This is a genomic window from Polyangium sp. y55x31 (genome assembly GCF_029946505.1).
GTDB lineage: Bacteria > Myxococcota_A > Polyangia > Polyangiales > Polyangiaceae > Polyangium.
Genome location: NZ_JARZHG010000001.1, coordinates 405,357 through 424,738, shown reverse-complemented (window position 1 = coordinate 424,738; position 19,382 = coordinate 405,357). Strand labels below are relative to the sequence as shown.

Annotated in this window: 14 protein-coding genes; 9 read left to right on the top strand and 5 right to left on the bottom strand. The window is 69.3% G+C overall.

Annotated elements, in window-relative coordinates; all coding sequences use genetic code 11:
* Nucleotide 1: 1 nt before the first annotated feature.
* Both QHF84_RS01330 and QHF84_RS01325 read right to left on the bottom strand, forming a co-directional pair.
* Nucleotides 2-802 carry a dienelactone hydrolase family protein gene (locus QHF84_RS01330; protein WP_281311292.1) on the bottom strand — a complete coding sequence of 267 codons (801 nt, stop codon included), beginning with the start codon at nucleotides 800-802 and terminating at the stop codon, nucleotides 2-4.
* A complete protein-coding gene (locus QHF84_RS01325; protein ID WP_281311291.1) occupies nucleotides 799-4,278 on the bottom strand; it encodes a hypothetical protein in 3,480 nt (1,159 codons plus the stop codon). The genes QHF84_RS01330 and QHF84_RS01325 overlap by 4 nt, the downstream gene beginning before the upstream one ends.
* Nucleotides 4,279-4,504: 226 nt before the next feature.
* On the opposite strand from QHF84_RS01325, the gene QHF84_RS01320 reads away from it, so the two are divergent.
* From QHF84_RS01320 to QHF84_RS01300, 5 genes are all read left to right on the top strand, one after another.
* A complete protein-coding gene (locus tag QHF84_RS01320; RefSeq protein ID WP_281311290.1) occupies nucleotides 4,505-5,107 on the top strand; it encodes a DUF4142 domain-containing protein in 603 nt (200 codons plus the stop codon).
* A 307-nt stretch (nucleotides 5,108-5,414) separates the two neighbouring features.
* A complete protein-coding gene (locus QHF84_RS01315) occupies nucleotides 5,415-6,263 on the top strand; it encodes an HAD hydrolase family protein (protein WP_281311289.1) in 849 nt (282 codons plus the stop codon).
* A 146-nt stretch (nucleotides 6,264-6,409) separates the two neighbouring features.
* Nucleotides 6,410-7,984: a hypothetical protein gene (locus QHF84_RS01310; protein WP_281311288.1), complete on the top strand. Its 1,575-nt coding sequence runs from the start codon at nucleotides 6,410-6,412 to the stop codon at nucleotides 7,982-7,984.
* An 18-nt stretch (nucleotides 7,985-8,002) separates the two neighbouring features.
* Nucleotides 8,003-9,565: a VWA domain-containing protein gene (locus tag QHF84_RS01305; RefSeq protein ID WP_281311287.1), complete on the top strand. Its 1,563-nt coding sequence runs from the start codon at nucleotides 8,003-8,005 to the stop codon at nucleotides 9,563-9,565.
* 119 nt (nucleotides 9,566-9,684) lie between these two features.
* On the top strand, nucleotides 9,685-10,011 hold the full coding sequence (locus QHF84_RS01300; RefSeq protein ID WP_281311286.1) for a rhodanese-like domain-containing protein: 327 nt from the start codon (nucleotides 9,685-9,687) through the stop codon (nucleotides 10,009-10,011).
* A gap of 134 nt (nucleotides 10,012-10,145) precedes the next feature.
* Here the strand turns inward: QHF84_RS01300 and QHF84_RS01295 are convergent, their stop codons facing one another.
* Nucleotides 10,146-10,343 (bottom strand): hypothetical protein, encoded by a 198-nt coding sequence (locus tag QHF84_RS01295; RefSeq protein WP_281311285.1) that lies wholly within the window; start codon nucleotides 10,341-10,343, stop codon nucleotides 10,146-10,148.
* 122 nt (nucleotides 10,344-10,465) lie between these two features.
* On the opposite strand from QHF84_RS01295, the gene QHF84_RS01290 reads away from it, so the two are divergent.
* On the top strand, nucleotides 10,466-12,994 hold the full coding sequence (locus QHF84_RS01290) for a serine/threonine-protein kinase (protein ID WP_281311284.1): 2,529 nt from the start codon (nucleotides 10,466-10,468) through the stop codon (nucleotides 12,992-12,994).
* Nucleotides 12,995-13,410: 416 nt separating this feature from the next.
* Here QHF84_RS01290 and QHF84_RS01285 read toward each other — a convergent pair whose 3' ends face one another.
* Entirely contained in the window at nucleotides 13,411-14,286 is an 876-nt protein-coding gene (locus QHF84_RS01285) for a hypothetical protein (protein ID WP_281311283.1), read from the bottom strand.
* A 676-nt stretch (nucleotides 14,287-14,962) separates the two neighbouring features.
* Here QHF84_RS01285 and QHF84_RS01280 point away from each other — a divergent pair.
* The 3 genes from QHF84_RS01280 to QHF84_RS01270 all read left to right on the top strand — a co-directional run bounded on the left by QHF84_RS01280 (nucleotide 14,963) and on the right by QHF84_RS01270 (nucleotide 18,315).
* A complete protein-coding gene (locus QHF84_RS01280; RefSeq protein ID WP_281311282.1) occupies nucleotides 14,963-15,649 on the top strand; it encodes a hypothetical protein in 687 nt (228 codons plus the stop codon).
* Between the two features lie 672 nt (nucleotides 15,650-16,321).
* Nucleotides 16,322-16,654, top strand: coding sequence for a DUF2325 domain-containing protein (locus QHF84_RS01275; RefSeq protein WP_281311281.1), 333 nt, complete (start codon nucleotides 16,322-16,324; stop codon nucleotides 16,652-16,654).
* A gap of 17 nt (nucleotides 16,655-16,671) precedes the next feature.
* Nucleotides 16,672-18,315, top strand: coding sequence for an acyl-CoA synthetase (locus QHF84_RS01270; protein ID WP_281311280.1), 1,644 nt, complete (start codon nucleotides 16,672-16,674; stop codon nucleotides 18,313-18,315).
* Between the two features lie 26 nt (nucleotides 18,316-18,341).
* Here QHF84_RS01270 and QHF84_RS01265 read toward each other — a convergent pair whose 3' ends face one another.
* Entirely contained in the window at nucleotides 18,342-19,376 is a 1,035-nt protein-coding gene (locus QHF84_RS01265; protein WP_281311279.1) for a pyridoxal-phosphate dependent enzyme, read from the bottom strand.
* Between the last annotated feature and the right edge of the window lie 6 nt (nucleotides 19,377-19,382).

Sequence of the window (19,382 nt, the reverse complement as noted above, 5' to 3'; positions counted from 1 at the left end):
GTCACGGACTGGAGGCGGCGGCCCGCGCGGCCGCTGCCTCCAGCGCCTTCTGCCAGTCCCCCCGCATCGATGCGCTCACCGTGTGCCCCACGCCGGGGTAGGTGGTGAGCTCCGCCGAGAAGCCCACCGCGACGAGCGCGCGCACGGTCTCGGTTGCGCTGTCGTGCGGCACCATCGTGTCCGCGTCGCCGTGGAACGCGTGCACGGGCGGCGCGACTTTTCCCATCGGCCACGAGCTCGGGTAGAGCGGCGGCGCGAGCAGGCCGGCGAGGGGGAGCGCCTCGCCGATGCGCTCGGGGTGCTTCACCGCGAGCGTGAAGCTCAACATCCCTCCCTGGGAAAACCCCGTCACGATCGGCCGGCCGCGCGTGGGCCGCGTCCGTTCGAGCTCTTCCAGCATCGCCGCGAGCCCGTCGGCCGCGAGCGCCGTGCCCTCCGCGAGCTTCGCAGGATCTCGACGCGCGAGCGGGAACCACGAGAAGCCGTCTCCGTGCGGCGTCGTCCCGTAGGGCACGACGACCCGCATGCGCCCTTCGATCCGATCGAACAGCCGAACGAACGACTCCGGACGATCCCCGAGCCCGTGGATCGCCACCACGAGCGGCAGCCGTTCGGTCGCGGCGGCGCCGCCCGTCACGCGTTCGAGGTACCGGATCCCCGCGGCCTCCGGCGGCCCGGACGTGGCCTTCGTTTCGACCCTCGGGGCAGCATTGCCCGGCGGAGGCTCGGGCGGCGTGTCCCGCCCGCACGCGGGCGCGAGCAGCACGAGCGCGACGAGGGCGGCGAGCTTTGCGTGGTTCATGCCGAGGCCAGGCGCGCGGCGCGTTCTCGTGCGGGTCGCGGCGGCGGCAGGATCGACGCGCCGAAGAGCACCCGCCGCGGCGCCTCGCCCGCGACCTCCTCGCGCCACGACAGCGCCCACTCGGCCCAGGGGATGTGCTGATCCCGGAACAGGATCTTCCGCAAATCGAGCGGCTTGGGCTCGCTCGCCGGACGCTCGCCGCGCACCACGGGCGCCACGAGCGGGCCGCTGAACCCGGCGTCGAGCGCGTAGACGACCTCGGTTCGGTAGCCCTCGCCCGGCCAGAGCACGAGGCCCTCGTCGGCGATGTCGTACGGCACGTCCTCGCCGAGCGCGGCGCGGATCTGCTCGCGCACGAGATCCACCCCGGCCATGCGGTAAAACCCGGCGATCGCGTTCTCGAAGAGGATCCGATCCGCGCCGTCGAGCGCATCGACGAACCCCGGCTCGGTCACGCTCGCCACGACGAGCCCGCTCTGCTCCTCGAACGCGATCACGGTCTTCGCCCTCGAGAGCGCGTCGCAGGCGAGCTCGAGGCGCAGCCGGTTCGAACCGAGCTCGACGCTCTGCACGGTGATGGCGCCCGCGCGGAAGCGGGGGCAGGCCGCGAGCAGGCCGCTCACCTCGCGATCGACGGCGCGCCGCACGGTCTCGCGCAGGTCGTCGAGCTGCTCCTGCAGGCCGCGCAGCGAGCCGTGCCCGCGCTCGATGCCGCGCGACTCGTCGAGATCTGCGCGTCGCGCCGCCCGCCGGAGTTTTGCGTACAGCTTCGGCAAGGTGCCGGAGTGAAAGCCTGGGCGCATGAGCGTGCCCACGGTCTCGCCTTGATGCCCGATCGGCACGGGCCCGAGGTTCTTCGCGCGGTTCTCACGGTAAAGGCGGAAGTTTTCCTTGAACTCCCACACGAGGAAGCCGAACACGCTCGGGAAGAGGAACACCGTGGTCGCCGCGATCGTCCCGCCGATGACCGGGCCGAGCGGGGCGAGCGCGTGGTTCATGACCGTCAGCATCTCCGCGAGCTCTCGGATCAGCATCTTCTGCGCGACCGTGACCACCGGGAAGTGCTTCACCGGGTTGATCTCGGGCTCGATCAGCAGCGTGATGTAGAGCCGGATCACGTACGCCACGAAGAACCACACGAGCCCGAGCGCGGCCTTGAGCGGGATCGTGGCGCGCTTGTCGCCCTCGCGGAAGCGCAGGAATTCGTCGACCCGGTAGAGCGTGCGCTCCGAGAGCTCCAGCATCGCCCGGAAGATGCTCATCACGAGCCGCAGAAGCCCCGGCAGCGCGCGCCCCTTCAGCGCCTCCCAGCCGAGCGCGATCTGGTCGAACACGACCTCCTGCGCGACGAGCCCTGCCCGCGTGTTGAGCAGCACGCTCGCCGCCACGAACACCCCGGCCGCGCCGAGGGGCCCGATCACGCCGGGCACGTCGCGCAGCGGCGTGGCGAGGTAGAGGATCGTCGCGACCACGAGCGGCATCAGCACGTACCGCGCGAGCGCTCGCGCGAGCCCGCTCTCCAGCACGCGCCGGATCGGCCCGAGCGAGAAGACCCACCGCGGCAGGCGCACGAAGACGGCCGCGAGCGCGTGGCCGAGCATCGACAGGAGACGCATCGCGCCGGCGCGGATCGCGTCGCTGTGGATGAGCCCGAAGAGCACGACGGTCGTCACGAGGAGCGACGGCGTGCTCACGAGGTGCGGCGGCAAAAAGCCGAGCGCCTTCGCGGCCGGCCCGACCATGTGCTGCAGGCCCTCCAGCACCACGAACGCGCCGCCGGCTGGCAGGATCACGAAGAGCGTGACGAGCCGGCCGACCTTCGTGCCGAAGAACACGCTCGACACCTTCTGCAAGGCGCGCAGGTACACCTCGCCGCGGCGGTAGACGCCGTCGAGCGAGACGTCGAGCGCACGATCGGCGAGCAGCAGCGGATCGCCGCGCACGAGCTCGCCCGGACCTGCGACGTCGCCCATCTTGAGCTGGCTCCGGGAGAGCGCGTCGCGGAGCTGCCCGATGCTCAAGAACCCGCGCGCCACCACCTGATCGCAGAGCTCCTCGACGAGCTTCTTCCGCGCCACGCGCTCGGGCACGCTCGCGGGCCTGAGGCCCACGCCGTCGAGCGTCCCCTCGATGACCGGCCGCAGTGTTTTTCGAACGTTCTCCTCGGCCCGCCGCACCGCCATGCGCAAGAGCCGCGCGATGAGCCGCCGATCCGCGGACGGCATCTCCACGTGCCTGAGCTTTTGGAGCGCGCTCCGCAGGTGCCGCGCGATCTTGAGCGGCCGCGTCGCGGGCAGCTTCCGCACGATCGGGCGATCGCCGAGCGAGAGCGCCCATGTCACGAGGTCGACCGCCGACGCCCCGCGCTCGTGCGCCACGCACGCCCTTTGGAGGTCGTAGAGCAGCCGCGCCTCGACCGGATACCGGAGCGCCTGCCTCTCGCTCGCCGTCACCGCGAGCGGCATCAGCGACGAGGTCCACGGCACCCGCGGCGCGCCCTCGGCGCTCTCGCCTGGGCCCACGAGCGCCGCGTCGAGCCGCGCCCCGAGCGCGTCGAGATCCCGCTGCACCTGGGCGCGCAGCTTCACCTGCTGATCCTCGCCCGCCGCCGGCATCGCCGCGAGCAGCGAGAGCGCGGCCCGCACGTGGTTCCCCTCGGCGCGCGCCTTCTCGGCCTGGGCCACGAGCTTCTGCGCCTCCGTGACCGTCGTCGCGCGCCGCGACAGGAACGCGGGCAGCACGTCGAGCGCGGGCAGCGCCGAGTACGTCGGTGTCGTCGACTCCTTGCCGAACGGCGTCTCCGAAGGCTCCGCCGCGCCCTCGGGCCGGCACGCGGCGAGCAGCGCGCGCGCGTCCACATCCTCGCCGATCACCGCGAGCGCCCGTGACGTGTCTCGCAGCGTCGGAAACGTCCTCGCCACGAGGCGCGGGGCGAAGTGGTGAAGCTCGAGGAAGAGCGCCGCGAACTCCGTGTACACCTCGGCGTCGTCGGCCGGCGGCAGGAGCAGATCGTCGGCTCGCAAGACGCGCCGGATCTCGTCGAACTCCGTCTGCCCGATCCGATCGATCCGCGCCCGGATCGCCGCCTCGTCGAGCGCGCCGCGGCGCCGCGCGGCTTCGAGCGCGAGGTGCACGCGCCCGTGGAACGCCCCACGCCAGAGCCGCGTCAGCACCTCGGCCGGCGACGCGTCGAGGATCTCCGATCCCTTCGGCCGGGGCAGGAGCACCACGTGCTCCGGCAGCTTCTTTCCGGCCTCGCCGAGCTCTGCGGCCGGCACGAGCGCGAGGAGCTCGTCTCGCCCGAGCGCGTAACACGACGCGTGCGGCACCAGGAGCCCGATGCCCACGATCCGCCGGTGACGCTTGATCACGCGGGCGACGAGGCGGCTGTCCACCACGAGCGTCCCTGTCTCTGCGCTTCGCAGGCTTCGCTCGATGGGGGTCGTGTCCATGCGGAAGAGCGGGGCCGCGGGCACGGGGAGGATCCCGAGCGCCGCGCTCGTGCCCCTCTACACCACGCAGCGCGGAGGCACAACGACCCGGGCGGAAAGCATTTTGCCGTCCGGGGCTCCCCGACGTCGGGAGACGGTGCGCCCGGCTCTCGCCGCGCGCCGTGGGGCTGCATGGCCATGGGGGCGCTGACGCGTGGGTCTCGGCTTTGGCCGAAGCGAGCGTGCGGCGCCTTTGAGGAGGAGACGACGCATGGCTCACGCATTCCATCGGTCCTTCGGCCGCGCTTTCACGTTGCTCGCGCTCGCGTCCGCGGGCGTGTGGGGCTGCGGCACGGAGGCGGGGCAGCATCGTCCGGGTCAGGCCACGGAGGAGCCCTCGGAGCCGCTCTCGCACGGACAAATTCTGGCCGTCGTGTCGACCATCGATCAAGGCGAGATCAAGAACGCGGAGACCGCGCGGCAGCGGACAACGAACGACGACATCCGGAAGTACGCCGAGCGCCTCGCCGCCGAGCATCAGAAGACCGAGACGCGCCTGCAGGAGCTCGAGTCCAAGCTCCGGGTCAAGCAGGAGGAGAGCGAGATGCAGTCGAACCTCCGCCGCGAGGCCGACCGCACGGCCGAGCAGCTCCGGACCGTGCCGGCCAACAAGTTCGACGTCACCTACCTCGACTCGCAGATCGCCATGCACCAGCGCGCGCTGACCCTCTTCGACGCGCAGCTCATCCCGAACGCCGATTCGACGGAGCTCGAGACCTTCCTGCGCGACATACGCGGCTCCTTGGCCCAGCACCTCGCGCAGGCGCGGCGCCTCCGCAGCCGCTTCCCGACGCCCCCGGGCGGCGGGATCTGACGGATACGGCCTGAAAATCACGAAATGACGTGCGACGCCTAGATCGGACAGGATACGTCCGATCTAGGCGTCGATTTCCGTCGGCCCCCTGCCATTGCATGATAATCTCGCTGACGGCTGGCGTCATGGACGGGGGAGCCTCGGGCCGATGGGCTCGCCGCGGCCGATCGTGGCCTCTCGTCCTCGCGCCTCGGGGGCCACCTTTTTCTTTCCGGCTTTGGCCTCGTTCGCGAAGGAATGGATCCCATGCTTGTCTTGAAAAACCCGAACCCCGGCCATTTCCTCTCGGCCGTGCGATGGACGCGCCATGCCGCCGCTCGGTGATCGCCGGATGTATCTGCCGCGTATCGCGGCCCCGCGCTGGGTCGTCTTCGCCGATTTCGACGAGACGTACCTCGCGCACGACGGATCGCCCGAGCGCCGCCGCGATCGGCGCTCGCTCGAGCAGCTCCTCCTCGAAGACGCCTCGGCGCTCGGCCTCGTCTTCGGCTGGGTCGCCGACGGGCCCATCGACGTCGTCGCCGCCACGGTCGGCACCCACGGCCTGCGCGTCGTGCCCCATTTCATCGCGAGCTCCTGGGGCGCCGAGCTCGATTTTTTCACCCGCGAGGAAGGCCGCCGCCCGGTCGCCGAATGGGACGCCCGCGTCGCGCAGAGCGGCTTTTCGAGGGCCCGCGTCGCCGCCGCGCTCGACGATCTCCTCCGCCGCGGCGTTCACCTGATCCGCCGCGAGCAAGCGGGCAGGCGCATCGACAGTTACATGTTTCAACCGAGCGGCCGCGGCCGGCACCCCGAAATCGTCTCGATCCTCCACAAGGTCGCCGAGCGCCACGGGATCGGCGTCCACGTCTATCCTTGTCACCCCGCGCTCGGCGAGCCCGAGGGCGCCTACGACGTGGATTTCGTGCCGCGGGGCGTCGGAAAACGCCAGGTCGCCGATTTCGTCCTGGAGCGCCTCGGCATCCCGCGCACCCGGGCTTTTGGCTTCGGTGATGACGTGGGGGATGTCGACATGCTCTGTGCTGTCGAGCACGGTTACCTGGTCGACAACGCCACCGACGACGCCCGCCGCCGTTTCTCACGCACCGCCGGGGCCAGTTATGCCCGCGGGATCCTCGACGTGATCGAGCGACGCATCGAGCGCGTTCGCCTCTGATTCCACCTCCGCGACACCGCTGTCAGGGCCGCGTGTTGGCCCTGGCAGCACGATCCCTTCTCGAATGCCGGGAATACGTGTATGGCACATGGTTTGCTGGCCGTGCCCAGCCTTCGCCTTTCCCTCACGCAGGAGAAGAAATGCCGATGGAACGACCTTATGCGGCGCGTCGCGCGCTGCTCCATCCCTTGTGGCTCGGATCCCTCGCCCTCCTCGCCCTGAACGACCACGTCCTCAAGGGCGCGGGCATTCTCCCGGGCGCGCTCACGGGCAAGCTGAGTGATTTCGCCGGGCTCGTGGTGGCGCCTGCGCTCCTCGCGGCGCTCCTCCGACTCGAGAGCCGCCGGAGCCTTTTCCTCGCGCACCTCGCCACGGGCGCCGTCTTCGCCGCCATCAAGCTTTTCCCCGCGGCGGCGCGCGCCTTCGAGGCCTTGACCGCGCTCACGCCTTTCCCCTGGCAAATCACCGTCGATCCCACCGATCTGGTGGCGCTCTCCGCGCTCGCCCTCGCGTGGCGTGTCCTCCTCCCGGCCATGCAGCGCCCGCTCCCGGAGCGCCCCCTGGCGCAGCGCACGGCCGTCGTCTTCGGATCGCTCGCGTGTGCCGCGACCAGCGAGCCCGTCGAGCCGCCGCCGCCCTGCGGGCCCGATTTCTGCGGCGTCACGCCCACCGAGGCCGGCGCGCTCTCCCTCGGCAATACCACGGAGGGCGAGCGCCTCGTGCGCCTGCGTCCCCTCAAGGACTCGGTCCAGGTCGATTGCGAGACCCTGCTCGCCGATCCCGAGTCCGCGCTCTCGCGCGAGCTCTTCGCGCCCGCCGAGACGTGGCTCCTCCAGCCGGGTCGAGGTTTGCCCCTCCAGAACAATGACACGGCGGGCTGCGTCGCCTACCTCGTCGACGCCGACGGCCTCTCGCCCACCCTCCTCGCCTGGTCCTCCCAGGCGTTCCCGACCCAGCTCGTCTCCACCGCGACGAACTCGGACGATCGGCTCATGATCCCGCTCTCGCTCGATTCGAATGGAAAACTCTCGCTTGGCCCGCACCAGGTCGTCTTCAAGGCGCCCGCGCTCGAAGATCCGCCCGTCGCCCCCGGCTGCGCCGCGCCCAAGGAGACCGTCGGCATCGAGTGGTCCACGCCGGTCCCCATCGGCGGGCCCTGGATCGTGGAATCCGTCATCTCCTCGCCCGACGATTGCCACGCCATCGTGCTCCAGAACAAATCGACGATGTACGTCTGCGTGCCCGGAGCGGCCATGCCGTTCAAGGTCGGCGACAGCCTCATGATCGACGAGCAGGAGATCCTCGGCGGCTCCTATCCCGAGATGGACGGCGAGGCGCCCGAGGGCAGGACCCTCATCCTGAGCAGTAGCACGCACACGGTGGTCGCGACGCGCGGCAATGTCCTCGCGCGGTACGAGCTCACGGGCACGGATGCGCCGCTCGGCGAGCCCACCGTCGAGTCCGACCTCGCGGAGGGCTGCGCCGGCGCGCACGACGAATGCGGCAGCCTGCTCGTCCCGCTCGAGCTCAGCTTGCTCGGCGATCACGTCCCGTCGATCACCTTCCTGCGCGCGGGCAAGAGCATCGATCTCGTGGACGGCTACGGCACGCTGCACCTCGTGCGCGCCGAGGCCATGCCCATCCGCGACACGGAATGCCCGCCCTACGCTCGCTCCAGCCGTCATTACGAATCCGTCCTCGTCATCCCCGCGGGGCCTTGATTTCGGGAGGAAACCACCATGGACCATCGAATCGGTACAGCGCTCCTTTCGACCCTGCTCGCCTCGCTCGTGCTCACGGGCTGCGCGGACGGCAGCGCGGACTCGGGCGGCTTCGGCAGCGCCGAGGTGCCGGGACCCGGCGCGACCGGCGTCTCGCAGGGCGGCGCCCAGGACTTCGGCCTCTTCCGCCAGATCCTCGAGGACGGGAAGATCCCGGGCCCCGGCGCGCTCGACGACCTCGGCTTCTTCGCCGAGCACAAGCTCGATTACGCCGCGCCGAACTGCGGCAACGACGTCTGCATGCACGGCCTGCTCGGCGTCATGGGCAACATGATCACGGGCTCGAATTGCACCCTCGTCCAGATCGGCATGAACTCGCCGATCGACGTCGGCAACATCGCGCGCCCGCCGCTCCACCTCGTCGTCGCCGTCGACGTGAGCGGTTCCATGGCCGGCCAGCCCATGGATTACGTCAAGGCGGGCCTCGTCGAGATGATTCCGGCCCTGAAGCCCACGGACCGGATCTCCCTCGTGACGTACTCGACGAGCGCCAAGCTCGTCCTCGATCACGTGAGCGCGTCCGATACCCAGGCGCTCGAGAGCGCATTCCAGGGCCTCTTCGCCGCGGGCTCGACGAACCTCTACGACGGCCTCTTCACCGCGTTCTCCGTCGCCGATCAGCATTTCGATCCGACGTACCAGAACCGCGTCCTTTACCTCTCCGACGGCGTGGCCACGGCGGGCCTGCAGAACCCGAGCAAGCTCACCTCGCTCGCCGAGGCGTACGCGAAGAAGGGCATCGGCGTGACCACGATCGGCGTCGGCGAGGACTTCGACGTCGAGGTCATGCGTGATCTCAGCGAGGTCGGCGCGGGGAATTTCTACTTCCTCGAAGATCCGAAGGCCGTCGTCGAGGTCTTCACCGACGAGGTGAATACCTTCCTCGTGCCCGTCGCGCTCGACGTGAACATCGACGTGACCGTCGGCGGCGGCTACGTCGTGCGGGGGATCTACGGGACGAACGGCTGGCAGACGGCCGAGGGCGGCGGGACGATCTCGATTCCGAGCCTCTTCCTCGCCGGCCGCACGAGCTCCGAGGATCCCATCTCCGAGGGCCGGCGCGGCGGCGGCGGCGCGATGATCCTCGAGCTCGTGCCGCGCGCCGACGCGATCAGCGTGCCCGATCCGTACGAGGTCGGCTCGCTCGGCCTCTCGTTCAAGGATCCGCTCACGGGCCAGACGAAGACCCAGTTCACGGACATCAAAGCCCCGCACGTGTACGAGGATCCGCAAGAGTTCTTCACGGACGAGACCGTCGAGAAGGGGTTCGTCATGTTGAACATCTACGCCGGCTTCAAGCTCGCCGCCGAGCTCACGGCCGACAGCGATCCGCGCACCGCGCGCCGCACGCTGGAGGCGCTCCGGCCGAACGTCGACACGTGGCTCGCCGAGCACCCCGACCCGGACATCCAGGACGATCTCAAGTACATCGACCTCTTCATCGAGAACCTGAAGGTCGTCGAGGCGAGCACCACGCCTTACGAGCCGGCCGATCCTCCGCCGCCCTGGCCCGCCGACTGACCAGGCCCGCTCACAGGCGTAATCCTGCCTCTGGATCGAGGCGCCGGTGCGCGGCGCCTCGGTTTCCCTTACGCTCGAAGGTGCGCGCTCCGGCGCGCCCAACCAAGCAAGAAGGGATCATGAAGCACAGGCACATGTTCGTCGCGCTCGCGGCCGCCTTGCTCCTCGCGATGCCCGGGTGCAAAAAGCCCGGCGGATCCGCGGGCGAACACGGCGCTGAGGCCGAGGCGTTCGGGAGGCTTTCGGTCGACGAGGTCGAGGCCAAGATGAAGGAGGCGAAGGAGGGCAAGCTCGCCTTCCACGTCATCGACAACAACGCGCGAAAGGTCTTCGACAAGGGCCACCTGCCCGGCGCGAAATGGGTCGATCACGAGAACGTACGGGCCGAGGACCTCCCCGCGGACAAGGAGGCCACGCTCGTCTTCTATTGCGCAAACGATCATTGAACGGCTTGCCACGAGGGCGCGGTCGGCGCCCTGAAGCTCGGTTACAAGAAGGTCTTCATCATGCCCGCCGGCCTCGCCGGCTGGAAGAAGGCCGGCAAGCCCATCGAGAGCTCGTCCTGACGGACTCTTCCCCGTCACCGCGTCCACGGCCCGCTCTTGCCCCGGCCGACGTGCCAGGTTCGTAGCAACCACGCGAGCACGACCGCGAAGAACAGCCCCACGACGAGCCAGATCCAGAAGCCCTGCGCGTCCTCGGGCGCGTCCACGGTCACGTCGGGAGGCTCTTGCGCGAGGAGAGCCATGAGCTTGGCCGATGCGATCTCCCACCCCATGGACGGAGCCGTGGGGCACGGATCACGCGTCGTCAACGGAGCGAGGGGCGCTTCCCCTGCCGCTCGGGCGTGGGTATAACGACGCGGCGCGTTTCGCGGGGAAAACCGAGAGGAGCACGTCCGTGGGCGACGATCGGAACGAGCAGGACGGAAGAGCCCCGGGGATGCACCACGACGACGCGCTGCCCGACCTCGATCCCGAGCCGCGATCCATCGCGCCGCCGAGCAGCATCCCGCTCTCCCTGGGCACCGTCGTCGCCGACAAGTTCGCCCTGCAGCGCGTCATCGCCTCCGGCGGCATGGGCACGGTCTTCGAGGCGTGGGACACGCTCATCGAGCGCAAGGTCGCGCTCAAGCTCCTGCACCCGCACTACGCCAGCGATCCCTCGATGGTGGCCCGCTTCCGCCGCGAGGCGCAGGCCGCGGCGCGCGTGCAGCACCCGAACATCGTGAACGTGCTCGAGGTCGGCCGTCGCCGCGACGGCGCGTTTTACCTCGTGCAGGAGCTGCTCGTCGGGCAGACCTTGCGCGAGCACCTCGACGCGCGCGGGCCGCTCGAACCGGACGAGGCCCTCGCGATCCTCGTGCCCGTGATGAGCGGCATCGCGGCCGCGCACGCCTCGGGCATCATCCATCGTGATCTCAAGCCCGAGAACGTGATCCTCGCGCGCTCGCCCTCGGGCGAGATCATCCCGAAGATCATCGACTTCGGCCTCGCCAAGCTCCACGACCCGGGCAAGCAGAGCCTCACGCGCCTCGGCATGTTGCTCGGCACGCCGCAGTACATGGCCCCCGAGCAGGTCCTCGCCGAGAAGGTCGACGCGCGCGCGGACGTCTGGGCGATGGGCGTCGTCACGTTCGAGATGCTCTCGGGCGTGCAGCCGTTCGGCGCCGACGGCCTCGCCAGGCTGCTCGCGAAGATCGTCTCGTCCGAGCCGCCGCCCTCGCTCGACTTCGTCGCGCCCAAGGCCGCGTGGCCCTTCGCGCCCGTCGTCGCGCGCGCGCTCGCCCGCGACCTCAAGGAGCGCTTCGCCTCGATCCTCGATTTTCGCGACGCCCTCTGCGAGGCCCACGGCGGCACGCGCCTTCTCGTCGGGCACGCGGCGCCACACCCGGGGCAGCTCGCGGCGCCGGGGCTCGTCGACGTGATCCCGATCGAAGACCCCGTGCTCGACGCGCCGGTGCACGACCTCGCCGACGGGTTCTCCGCGCAGCACCACGACGACGGCGGGGGGTACGTCCGGGTCAACCGTCCTCCGCCGCCGATGCCGCACCGCCTCGGGGCCGCTCCGCACCGACCGCGCGTGCCCGTCTTGACCCCGCTGCCAGCGTCCCGGACCGAATGGGGCAGCCCCGGGAGCGGGAGCCCATCGGACGAGGCGCCCGTCAAGCTCGCCGAGGAGGCGCTCGACGTGAACGCCCTCGCCGACGCGATTCGCTGGGCCGAGATCGCGCTCGAGGTCCCCGGCGAGAGCGAGGATGTCCGCGGCAAGGCCTGGCTCGTGCTCGCCATCGCGCACCGGTGGCTCGGCCATTACAGCGAGGCCGCGCGCGCCGCGCAGGAGGCCATGGCCCGCATGGCGCGTGGATCGAACGGCTGGCATGCCGCGTTCGGGCACCTCGTCATCGCGTACGGCTACCTCGGACGCAAAGATCGCCTGCTCGCGCGCGTCGACGAGCTCGTCCAGCTCGAAGAGGAGGAGGGCATCACGACCGAGGCGCACCTCGTGAGCGCATGCCGGCTCGCCATTTTCGTCATCCGCGCGGGTGTCCCGCAGCTCGGCCGCAAGCTCGCGCGGGACGCCCACAGCCGCGTCGCGCGGGCGGGCGCCGTGGGCCCCTTCCTGCGGGCGTGGCTCGCCGCGGCGCGCGCCGAGATCGCCATCTTCGAGGGGGATCCGGCGGCGTATTTGCGCCGCGTCGAGGCCGCCGTGGACGGCTTCACCGAGGCGAGCGACGTCCGGAACGCCTGCTTGCAGCGCACGAACGTCGGGCTCGCGTACATGCACCTCGGCGCCTACGACAGGGCCTGCTTCGGCCTGCGGCGGGCCGTCGCCGTGGCCGAGCCCATGCAGCTCGATTTCGTGCCGTTCGCGCAGGGCGCGCTCGGGTATTGCCTCGCGCACCTCGGCCGCGACGCCGAGGGGCTGCCGCTCATCGAGACGGCGCTCGAGACGTCGCGCGCGCGCAATGATCGGCGCCGCGAGGTGGGGCTCCTCGTGCACGCGGCGCGAATCCAGGCGATGCGGGGCGATCACGTCGGAGCGGTGACGCTCGCGCGCACGGCGGCGGAGGAGGCCGAGGACATCCCGGCCCAGCGCGCCTATGCGCTCGCGGTGCTGGCAAGCTCGCTGCTCGCGGAGGGGCATGCGGTCGCCGCATTGGCGCCCGCGAGCGAGGCGGCGAGCCACCTCGACCGGATCGGCGGCATCGAGGAAGGCGAGGCATTGACGCGGCTCGTGCAGGCCCTCGCATTGCACACCACCGGCCAGGAGGCCGACGCCAAACGCCGCCTCGGCGAGGCGCGGCGGCGCCTGCTGGAGAAGGCCGACAAGATCGGCGATCGACGCTTCCGCCGCAGCTTTCTGGAGCAGGTGCCGGACCACCGGCGGCTGCTCGAAACCGCGGCGCAATGGCTCGGGGCCCCCTGAGGCGGCGAGGTATGCGAGGCGAGGGGTTCTAAGAGGGGGTTCCACAGCGTTGCGCCGGGGTTTCACCCCGGACCCGACGAGGGGCTGTCCGCCCCTCGACCCGGACCAGCGCAAGCGCTGGACTCGGGGTCGATGAACTGCGCGATGCGCAGTTCATCGAACGAGCCGGTTCAAGACCGGCGACGACCCTGCCAGTCAAGACAGCGGCGCGGACATTTCGATTGGCAGCGCCGTCTTTGGTCTTGCCACCGGCCCGTTGGAAGAACTGCGCGGAGCGCAGTTCTTCCACAAAAGGTCCAGCGCTTGCGCTGGTCCGGGTGCAGGGGCGGACAGCCCCTGCTGGGGCCTGGGGCAACGCCCCAGCGAAGCGGCTTCTAGATGAGACCAATGCTCAGGACCAGGGCCAGCCCTGGACCTCAAGAGTTCGTCGCGTCGGTCTCGGAGAGCTCGGAGAGGAGCGCCGCCTCTTGCGCCGCGAGTTCGGCCTTGAGCTTCTGGAGCGCTTCGAGCTTCGCCTTCTTTTCTTGCTGGGCGGCTTGCGCCCGCTGGGCTGCGATCTTCGCTTCTTGGGCGGCGAGCGCTTCGCGCTGCTTCTTCAATGCGTCGAGCTCTGCCGTGGCTGCGCCGATCTTCTTGTCGAGCTGGCTCAGCGTTGGCTCCTCGGCCGAGTCTTGCAGGAAGAACGACTCCGCCCAGCCGGCGCCGAGCTTGTGCTCGTGCTGGATCTCGCCCAGCTTGCCATAAAGGGACTTCCGCAATTTGTTGTGGTCCTGGTTCAGCTTGACGCGCGTGCCGATTGTCCGGAAATCGACGAGCTTCTGCGTGGCGTTTTTCTTCTCGTCTGCCGCCTGCATGCCTGCCTGCGCGCGCGCGGCGACCACGGGGGCGTGGTCCTTCAGCACGCCTTTGTTGGCTTCCGCCAGCGCTTCGGGCCAGGTCTTCATGATATCGAGCTGACCGCCGAGCGTGGGGCGCTTCAATTCGCTCGGTCGGAGGTCCCCGAAGAGCCGCTGCGCGAGGAGCGAGCCTTTTTCCACATTGGCCCAGACGAAATCGACTGAATCATCGAGGTCGTGATCCGCGAACTGGACGGCTGCGACGGCGGAGGCCTCGGCTGCGAGGAGGTTCCTCTCCTCGGCGATGGCGGCCTCGATTCGTGGCTCGAATGCATCCACCTCGGCGGCGAGCGCCTGCGTGTGAGGGTTGCGCCGGATGCGGACCGCCGTGAAGCGAAAATGTGTCTCGCCGGTCGGCGTGGTCGCGGTATCGGGGAGGGTCTTGACTCCAGTCATGGTGGCGGAGGCTAGAGGGGGCCCGTACCGGGCGTCAAGAACGGAACGCGTCCGGGGACACCGGTGGCCCTTACGCGGGAGAGCTCGAACGCGTCGGAGACGGCTTGCGGGGGCGTTCGAGGGGGCCGAAGTGGCATTGCAACGCGTCGCGGGGGTGGTTCGGGCGCCGGAAGTGGGGTCGCAACGTCGACGGGTACGGCGGGGGCAACACGAGCCGGGGTGCGAGCGGTTGTGTGGGCGCTCGGGACGCCGGAGGCGCGCGGTGCACGCTTTTCGCCTTCTGGCGCTCGAGGCTCGAACCCGCATGCCAACGCTACACAAAGCAGTTTGGGACGAAGCGCGCGAGGTGGCGACGCGTCGACGTTCGGGTTTCGGCCCCCGAGAGCGCCTGCGGAGCTCTCCCTGTGAAGAAGGGTGGGCGGAGGCAGGGATGGAGCCTCGTGGCGAATGCGGTTCGAACGGTTCGAATGGGACGTCGAGCCGTTGCGGAACGACTTGCGGCATGTCGGCGCGTGAAACAGCGGGAAAACGCCTAGAACACGATTGACGGAAGCATCGGCGCCCCCGTAGCCTGCCCCACCTGCGTTACGGGTTACACACCGGGCGGGGAGGTGGGCGTATGAGGAAGCGGCGACTGGCGGGGGTGACCTTCGTCGCTATGTGCATGGCGGTGTCCATGATGCCCATGGGATGCGGGGCGAGCGACGAGCACGCTGTCGCGCCCAGGCAGGGCAGCGGGCTCGCGCTCCCTCCGATGACGGTCCAGGCGCTTCAAGCGTGCGTCAAAGAGGGGGAGCGGCGGCTTCGGCACAACGCGTACGAGATCGAGTTCGCGGTCGAGTTGACGGGCGACCGCGTCACGGCGGTGAAGCCCAAGGGCCCGCGGCTCGACGACGCCGGCGTCCAACAGTGCATGATTGAAGCACTGGGGGCGATGACGGACGCGGGGTTCTCGCCGGACAGCGACGAGCTGGTCTCGCGCGGCGGCCTCTTGCCTACGCGAGGCCTGCTGGCGAACACGTGGGCGCTGCCGCAGGTGATCAGGTTGATCCCGGTGGTCGTCGGGTCGTCTGGGACGATGATCGTCGTCGCGGTCGCGGTGCTCGTGGTGGTCGCGGCCGTGTCGTTGAAGGATGATACTGACGAGCAAGCCGAGAAGGAACGGTGCAAGAATGCGGCCTATACCCCACTCGAGGCATGTTACAATGCGTGCGAAGCCATTTGGAACATGGATAACGCGCGCTGCCGCAAGTTACGAAGTGCGAGGGACAGGGCCATTTGCTGGGCGCAATCGAACGAGGACCGGGCGAACTGTCGGCGCGCTTGCGAACGAGAGGCGATGAAGGACAAATGCCCACGATAAAAAGGGTCGTTGCCGAGAGGATACTTGAATTTCGTCAGTCCCAGGAGTCGAAGTTCCAAAATGTCAGGGTGCGAATCGGCGCACCTCAAAAAGAAGGAAACGATTGGTCCGTCGTGTACGAGATACGCGGGCCCGGTAAGCGGCGAGAAAAGCGAAAAGTTTGGGGGGTCGATTCAATGCAAGCGCTTCACATGGCAATGGGAAGCGTGCCCGTCGACGTGCGAGGAATTGAAATGTTGACGGGCGGCAAGGTCACATTCCTTGGAGGGGAAGATCTTATGTTTCCAAGCTTCAAATGAAGCTGCCGCTCGGGCCCCGTGGCAGGTCCGAGGAACGCACCGGCCTGTCGTGCAGGGCCTCCAGAGCGCGTTCATCCCGGAACCACCCGTACGACGTGTCGCGGGGTGAGGCGCAGGGGCCGTGGGGCAGAGGCGCTCAGGGCCGCACAGCGAGACGGCCGACGCGCCCGCCTTGCCCGCCCGCCCTTCACCCCCCGCCCTCCTCCTGCTCTTCTGTCGTATCGTCCGCCACGGAGACATCCTCCTTGCCAGCTTGTCAGACCCCGCTTCGGGCGGGTCGACATTTTGACCGGGAATAAAGCGTCTCCCCCTGCAAATCGCGGGAAAATCGCGATCGTCCGCGCTGGCCCGGGGCTTGCGATGGACGTCTGGCATGAGCCGAGAAGCCCTTGCCAGAGAGGTCGAGAAGGATTCGCGTGGTGGTCGGACCGTGCTCGTGATCGGCGGCAGCGGCGGGATGTCGGACAGGTACCGTGACGTCGCCGAGAAGCACGGCTTGACCCTCAAGCACTACGAGACGCGCGTGCCGAAAGGCGTGCGTCGCGACGTGGGGAAGGTCGCGCTCGTCATCATCATGGTGACGATGGTCTCGCACGCCCTCCGGGATCAGGTGCAAAACCTCGGGATCGACGACGCGCCCGTCGTGTATCTGCGGAGCGCGTCGGTCTCGGCGCTACGAGGCGCGCTCGAACAGTGGGAGACGTGATAGGCTCCCGCGCGAGCATGAGCACGAGACCGAACCCTTACGAAGAATTGCCTCGCACGAAGGCGAACTACGCGCCGCTGACGCCCATCACGTTCCTCGAGCGGGCGGCGGCCGTCTACCCAACGCGCGTCGCCATGGTGCATGGCCGCATCCGTTTTACCTGGTCGCAGGCGTACGAGCGCGCGCGCAGGCTCGCCTCGGCGCTCGCGCGGCGCGGGATCGGCGTGGGGGACACGGTGGCCGTGCTCCTGCCGAACATCCCGGCCATGCTCGACGTGCATTTCGGCGTCCCGATGACCGGCGCCGTGCTGAACACGCTGAACACACGCCTCGACGCGGCCACGATCGCGTTCATGCTGGATCACGCGGAGGCGAAGGTCCTCATCGTCGATCGGGAGCTCTCGGGGATGGCGCGGCAGGCGCTCGCGCAGGCGCAATCGAAGCCGCTCGTCGTCGACGTGGACGATCCGATGTACGAGGGGCCGGGCGAGCGCATCGGCGCGCTCGAATACGAGGCCTTCCTCGCGGAGGGGGATCCTGCCTTTTCGCCGCGCATGCCGGAGGACGAGTGGGAGGCGATCTCGCTCAATTACACCTCGGGGACGACGGGAGATCCCAAGGGCGTCGTGTATCACCACCGCGGCGCGTACCTGAATGCCATCGGCAACATCGTCACCTGGAGCATGCCGAAGCACGCCACGTACCTGTGGACGTTGCCCATGTTCCACTGCAATGGCTGGTGTTTCACCTGGACGGTGGCGGCGAACGCCGGGACGAACGTTTGCCTTCGCAAGGTCGACGCGCGCCACGTCTTCGAGGCGATCCGCGAGCACGGCGTCACGCATTATTGCGGCGCGCCGATCGTGCACGCGATGCTCGTCAACGCCGATCCCGCGCTCCGGGAGGGGATCCGGCACCGCGTGAGCGCCATGGTGGCCGCGGCGGCGCCGCCGGCGGCGATGATCGAGGGCATGGAGCGGATGGGCTTCGATCTCACGCACGTCTATGGTTTGACCGAGACCTACGGGCCCGCGGCCGTCTGCGAGAAGCACGAGGACTGGGCGGCGCTCGACATCAGCCATCGTACGGAGCGCATGGGCCGCCAGGGCGTGCGGTACCTCGTCGAGGAGGGGCTCACCGTGATGGATCCCGAGGTCATGGAGCGCGTGCCCGCCAATGGGGAGGTCATGGGCGAGGTCGTGTTCCGCGGCAACATCGTCATGAAGGGATACCTGAAGAACCCGCGCGCCACCGAGGAGGCATTCCGGGGCGGCTGGTTCCATTCGGGCGATCTCGCCGTCCTCCAGCCGGACGGATATGTGAAGATCAAGGATCGCTCGAAGGACATCATCATCTCGGGCGGGGAAAACATCTCCTCGCTGGAGGTGGAGGACACGCTTTATCGGCACCCCGCCGTGCTCGCCGCGGCCGTCGTGGCCGCGCCGGATCCGAAATGGGGCGAGACCCCGCTCGCGTTCGTCGAGACGAAGGAGGGGGCCGCCATCACGGAGGCGGATCTCATCACGTTTTGCCGGTCGCACCTCGCCCATTTCAAGGCGCCGCGGAAGGTCGTCTTCGGCCCGCTCCCCAAGACTTCGACCGGCAAGATCCAGAAATTCTTGCTGCGCGAGCGCGCGCGGTCGACGGACGCGATCGAATGAAGCCTCCGAGGGGGGCGCGCAGCCTGTCAAGGCTCGGGCTTCGCTTGGCCTGCCTCCGGAGGGGAAAGAATGGATCGGAGCGTTGCCTCCGATACGTTGCGGCCGGTGACGACATTCACCACACGCGGCCGCGCCACGCCCGTCCGGGCGAGGTCGATCTTCCCCGCGAGCAGCGCCGCGGCGCCCACCGCGGCCGAGCCCTCCACGACGAGGCGCTCCTCGCGCAAAAAATGGCGCATGGCCTCGGCGATCTCGGCCTCCGTGACGAGGACGAGATCGTCGAGGAAGCGCCGGCAGAGATCGAACGTGATGGATCCCTGCTCGACATTCCCGGACAAACCATCCGCGAGGCTCGGCAGCTCCTCGGCCTCGGTGACGTGGCCCGCGGCGAGGCTCTTGTGCATGGCGGGTGAGGCCTCGCTTTGCACGCCGACGACGCGGGTGCGGGGCGCGACCGATTTCACGTAGAGCGCGATGCCCGCGGCGAGCCCGCCGCCGCCGACGGGGACGACGACGAGGTCCACGTCGGGCAGGTCCGCGAGGATCTCGAGCCCGACCGTGCCCGCGCCGGCGATGACGTCGGCGTCGTTGTACGGTGAGACGAACGTGAGCCCGCGCTCGGCCTCGATGCGCCGGCCGTCGGCCTCCGCGACGTCGTAATTGCCCACGGAGACGATGAGCTCGACGGGGTAACGCCAGAGCGATTCGAGCTTGGCGGGAGAAACCGTGCGGGGCACGACGAGCGTCGCGCGCGCGGCGAGCGCGGAGGCGGCGTGCGCGAGGCCGAGGCCGTGGTTGCCCGCGGACGCGGCCACGAACCCGCGCCGAAAGGCCTCCTGCTCCTCGTCGCGCAATCGCAGGAGCTTGTTCGCCGCGCCGCGCACCTTGAACGAGCCCGTGGGCTGGAAGAGCTCGAGCTTGTGGTAGACGTCCGCCGGGATCGAGGCCGAGAGCGGCAGGCTCGGATCGAGCGGGGTTTTGCGAATGAGGCCGCTCGGCGCGAGCCTCTTCGCCGCGGCGAGCACGTGCCGGGGCGAGACCGAGGGGAGGGAATCGTTCATATTGAA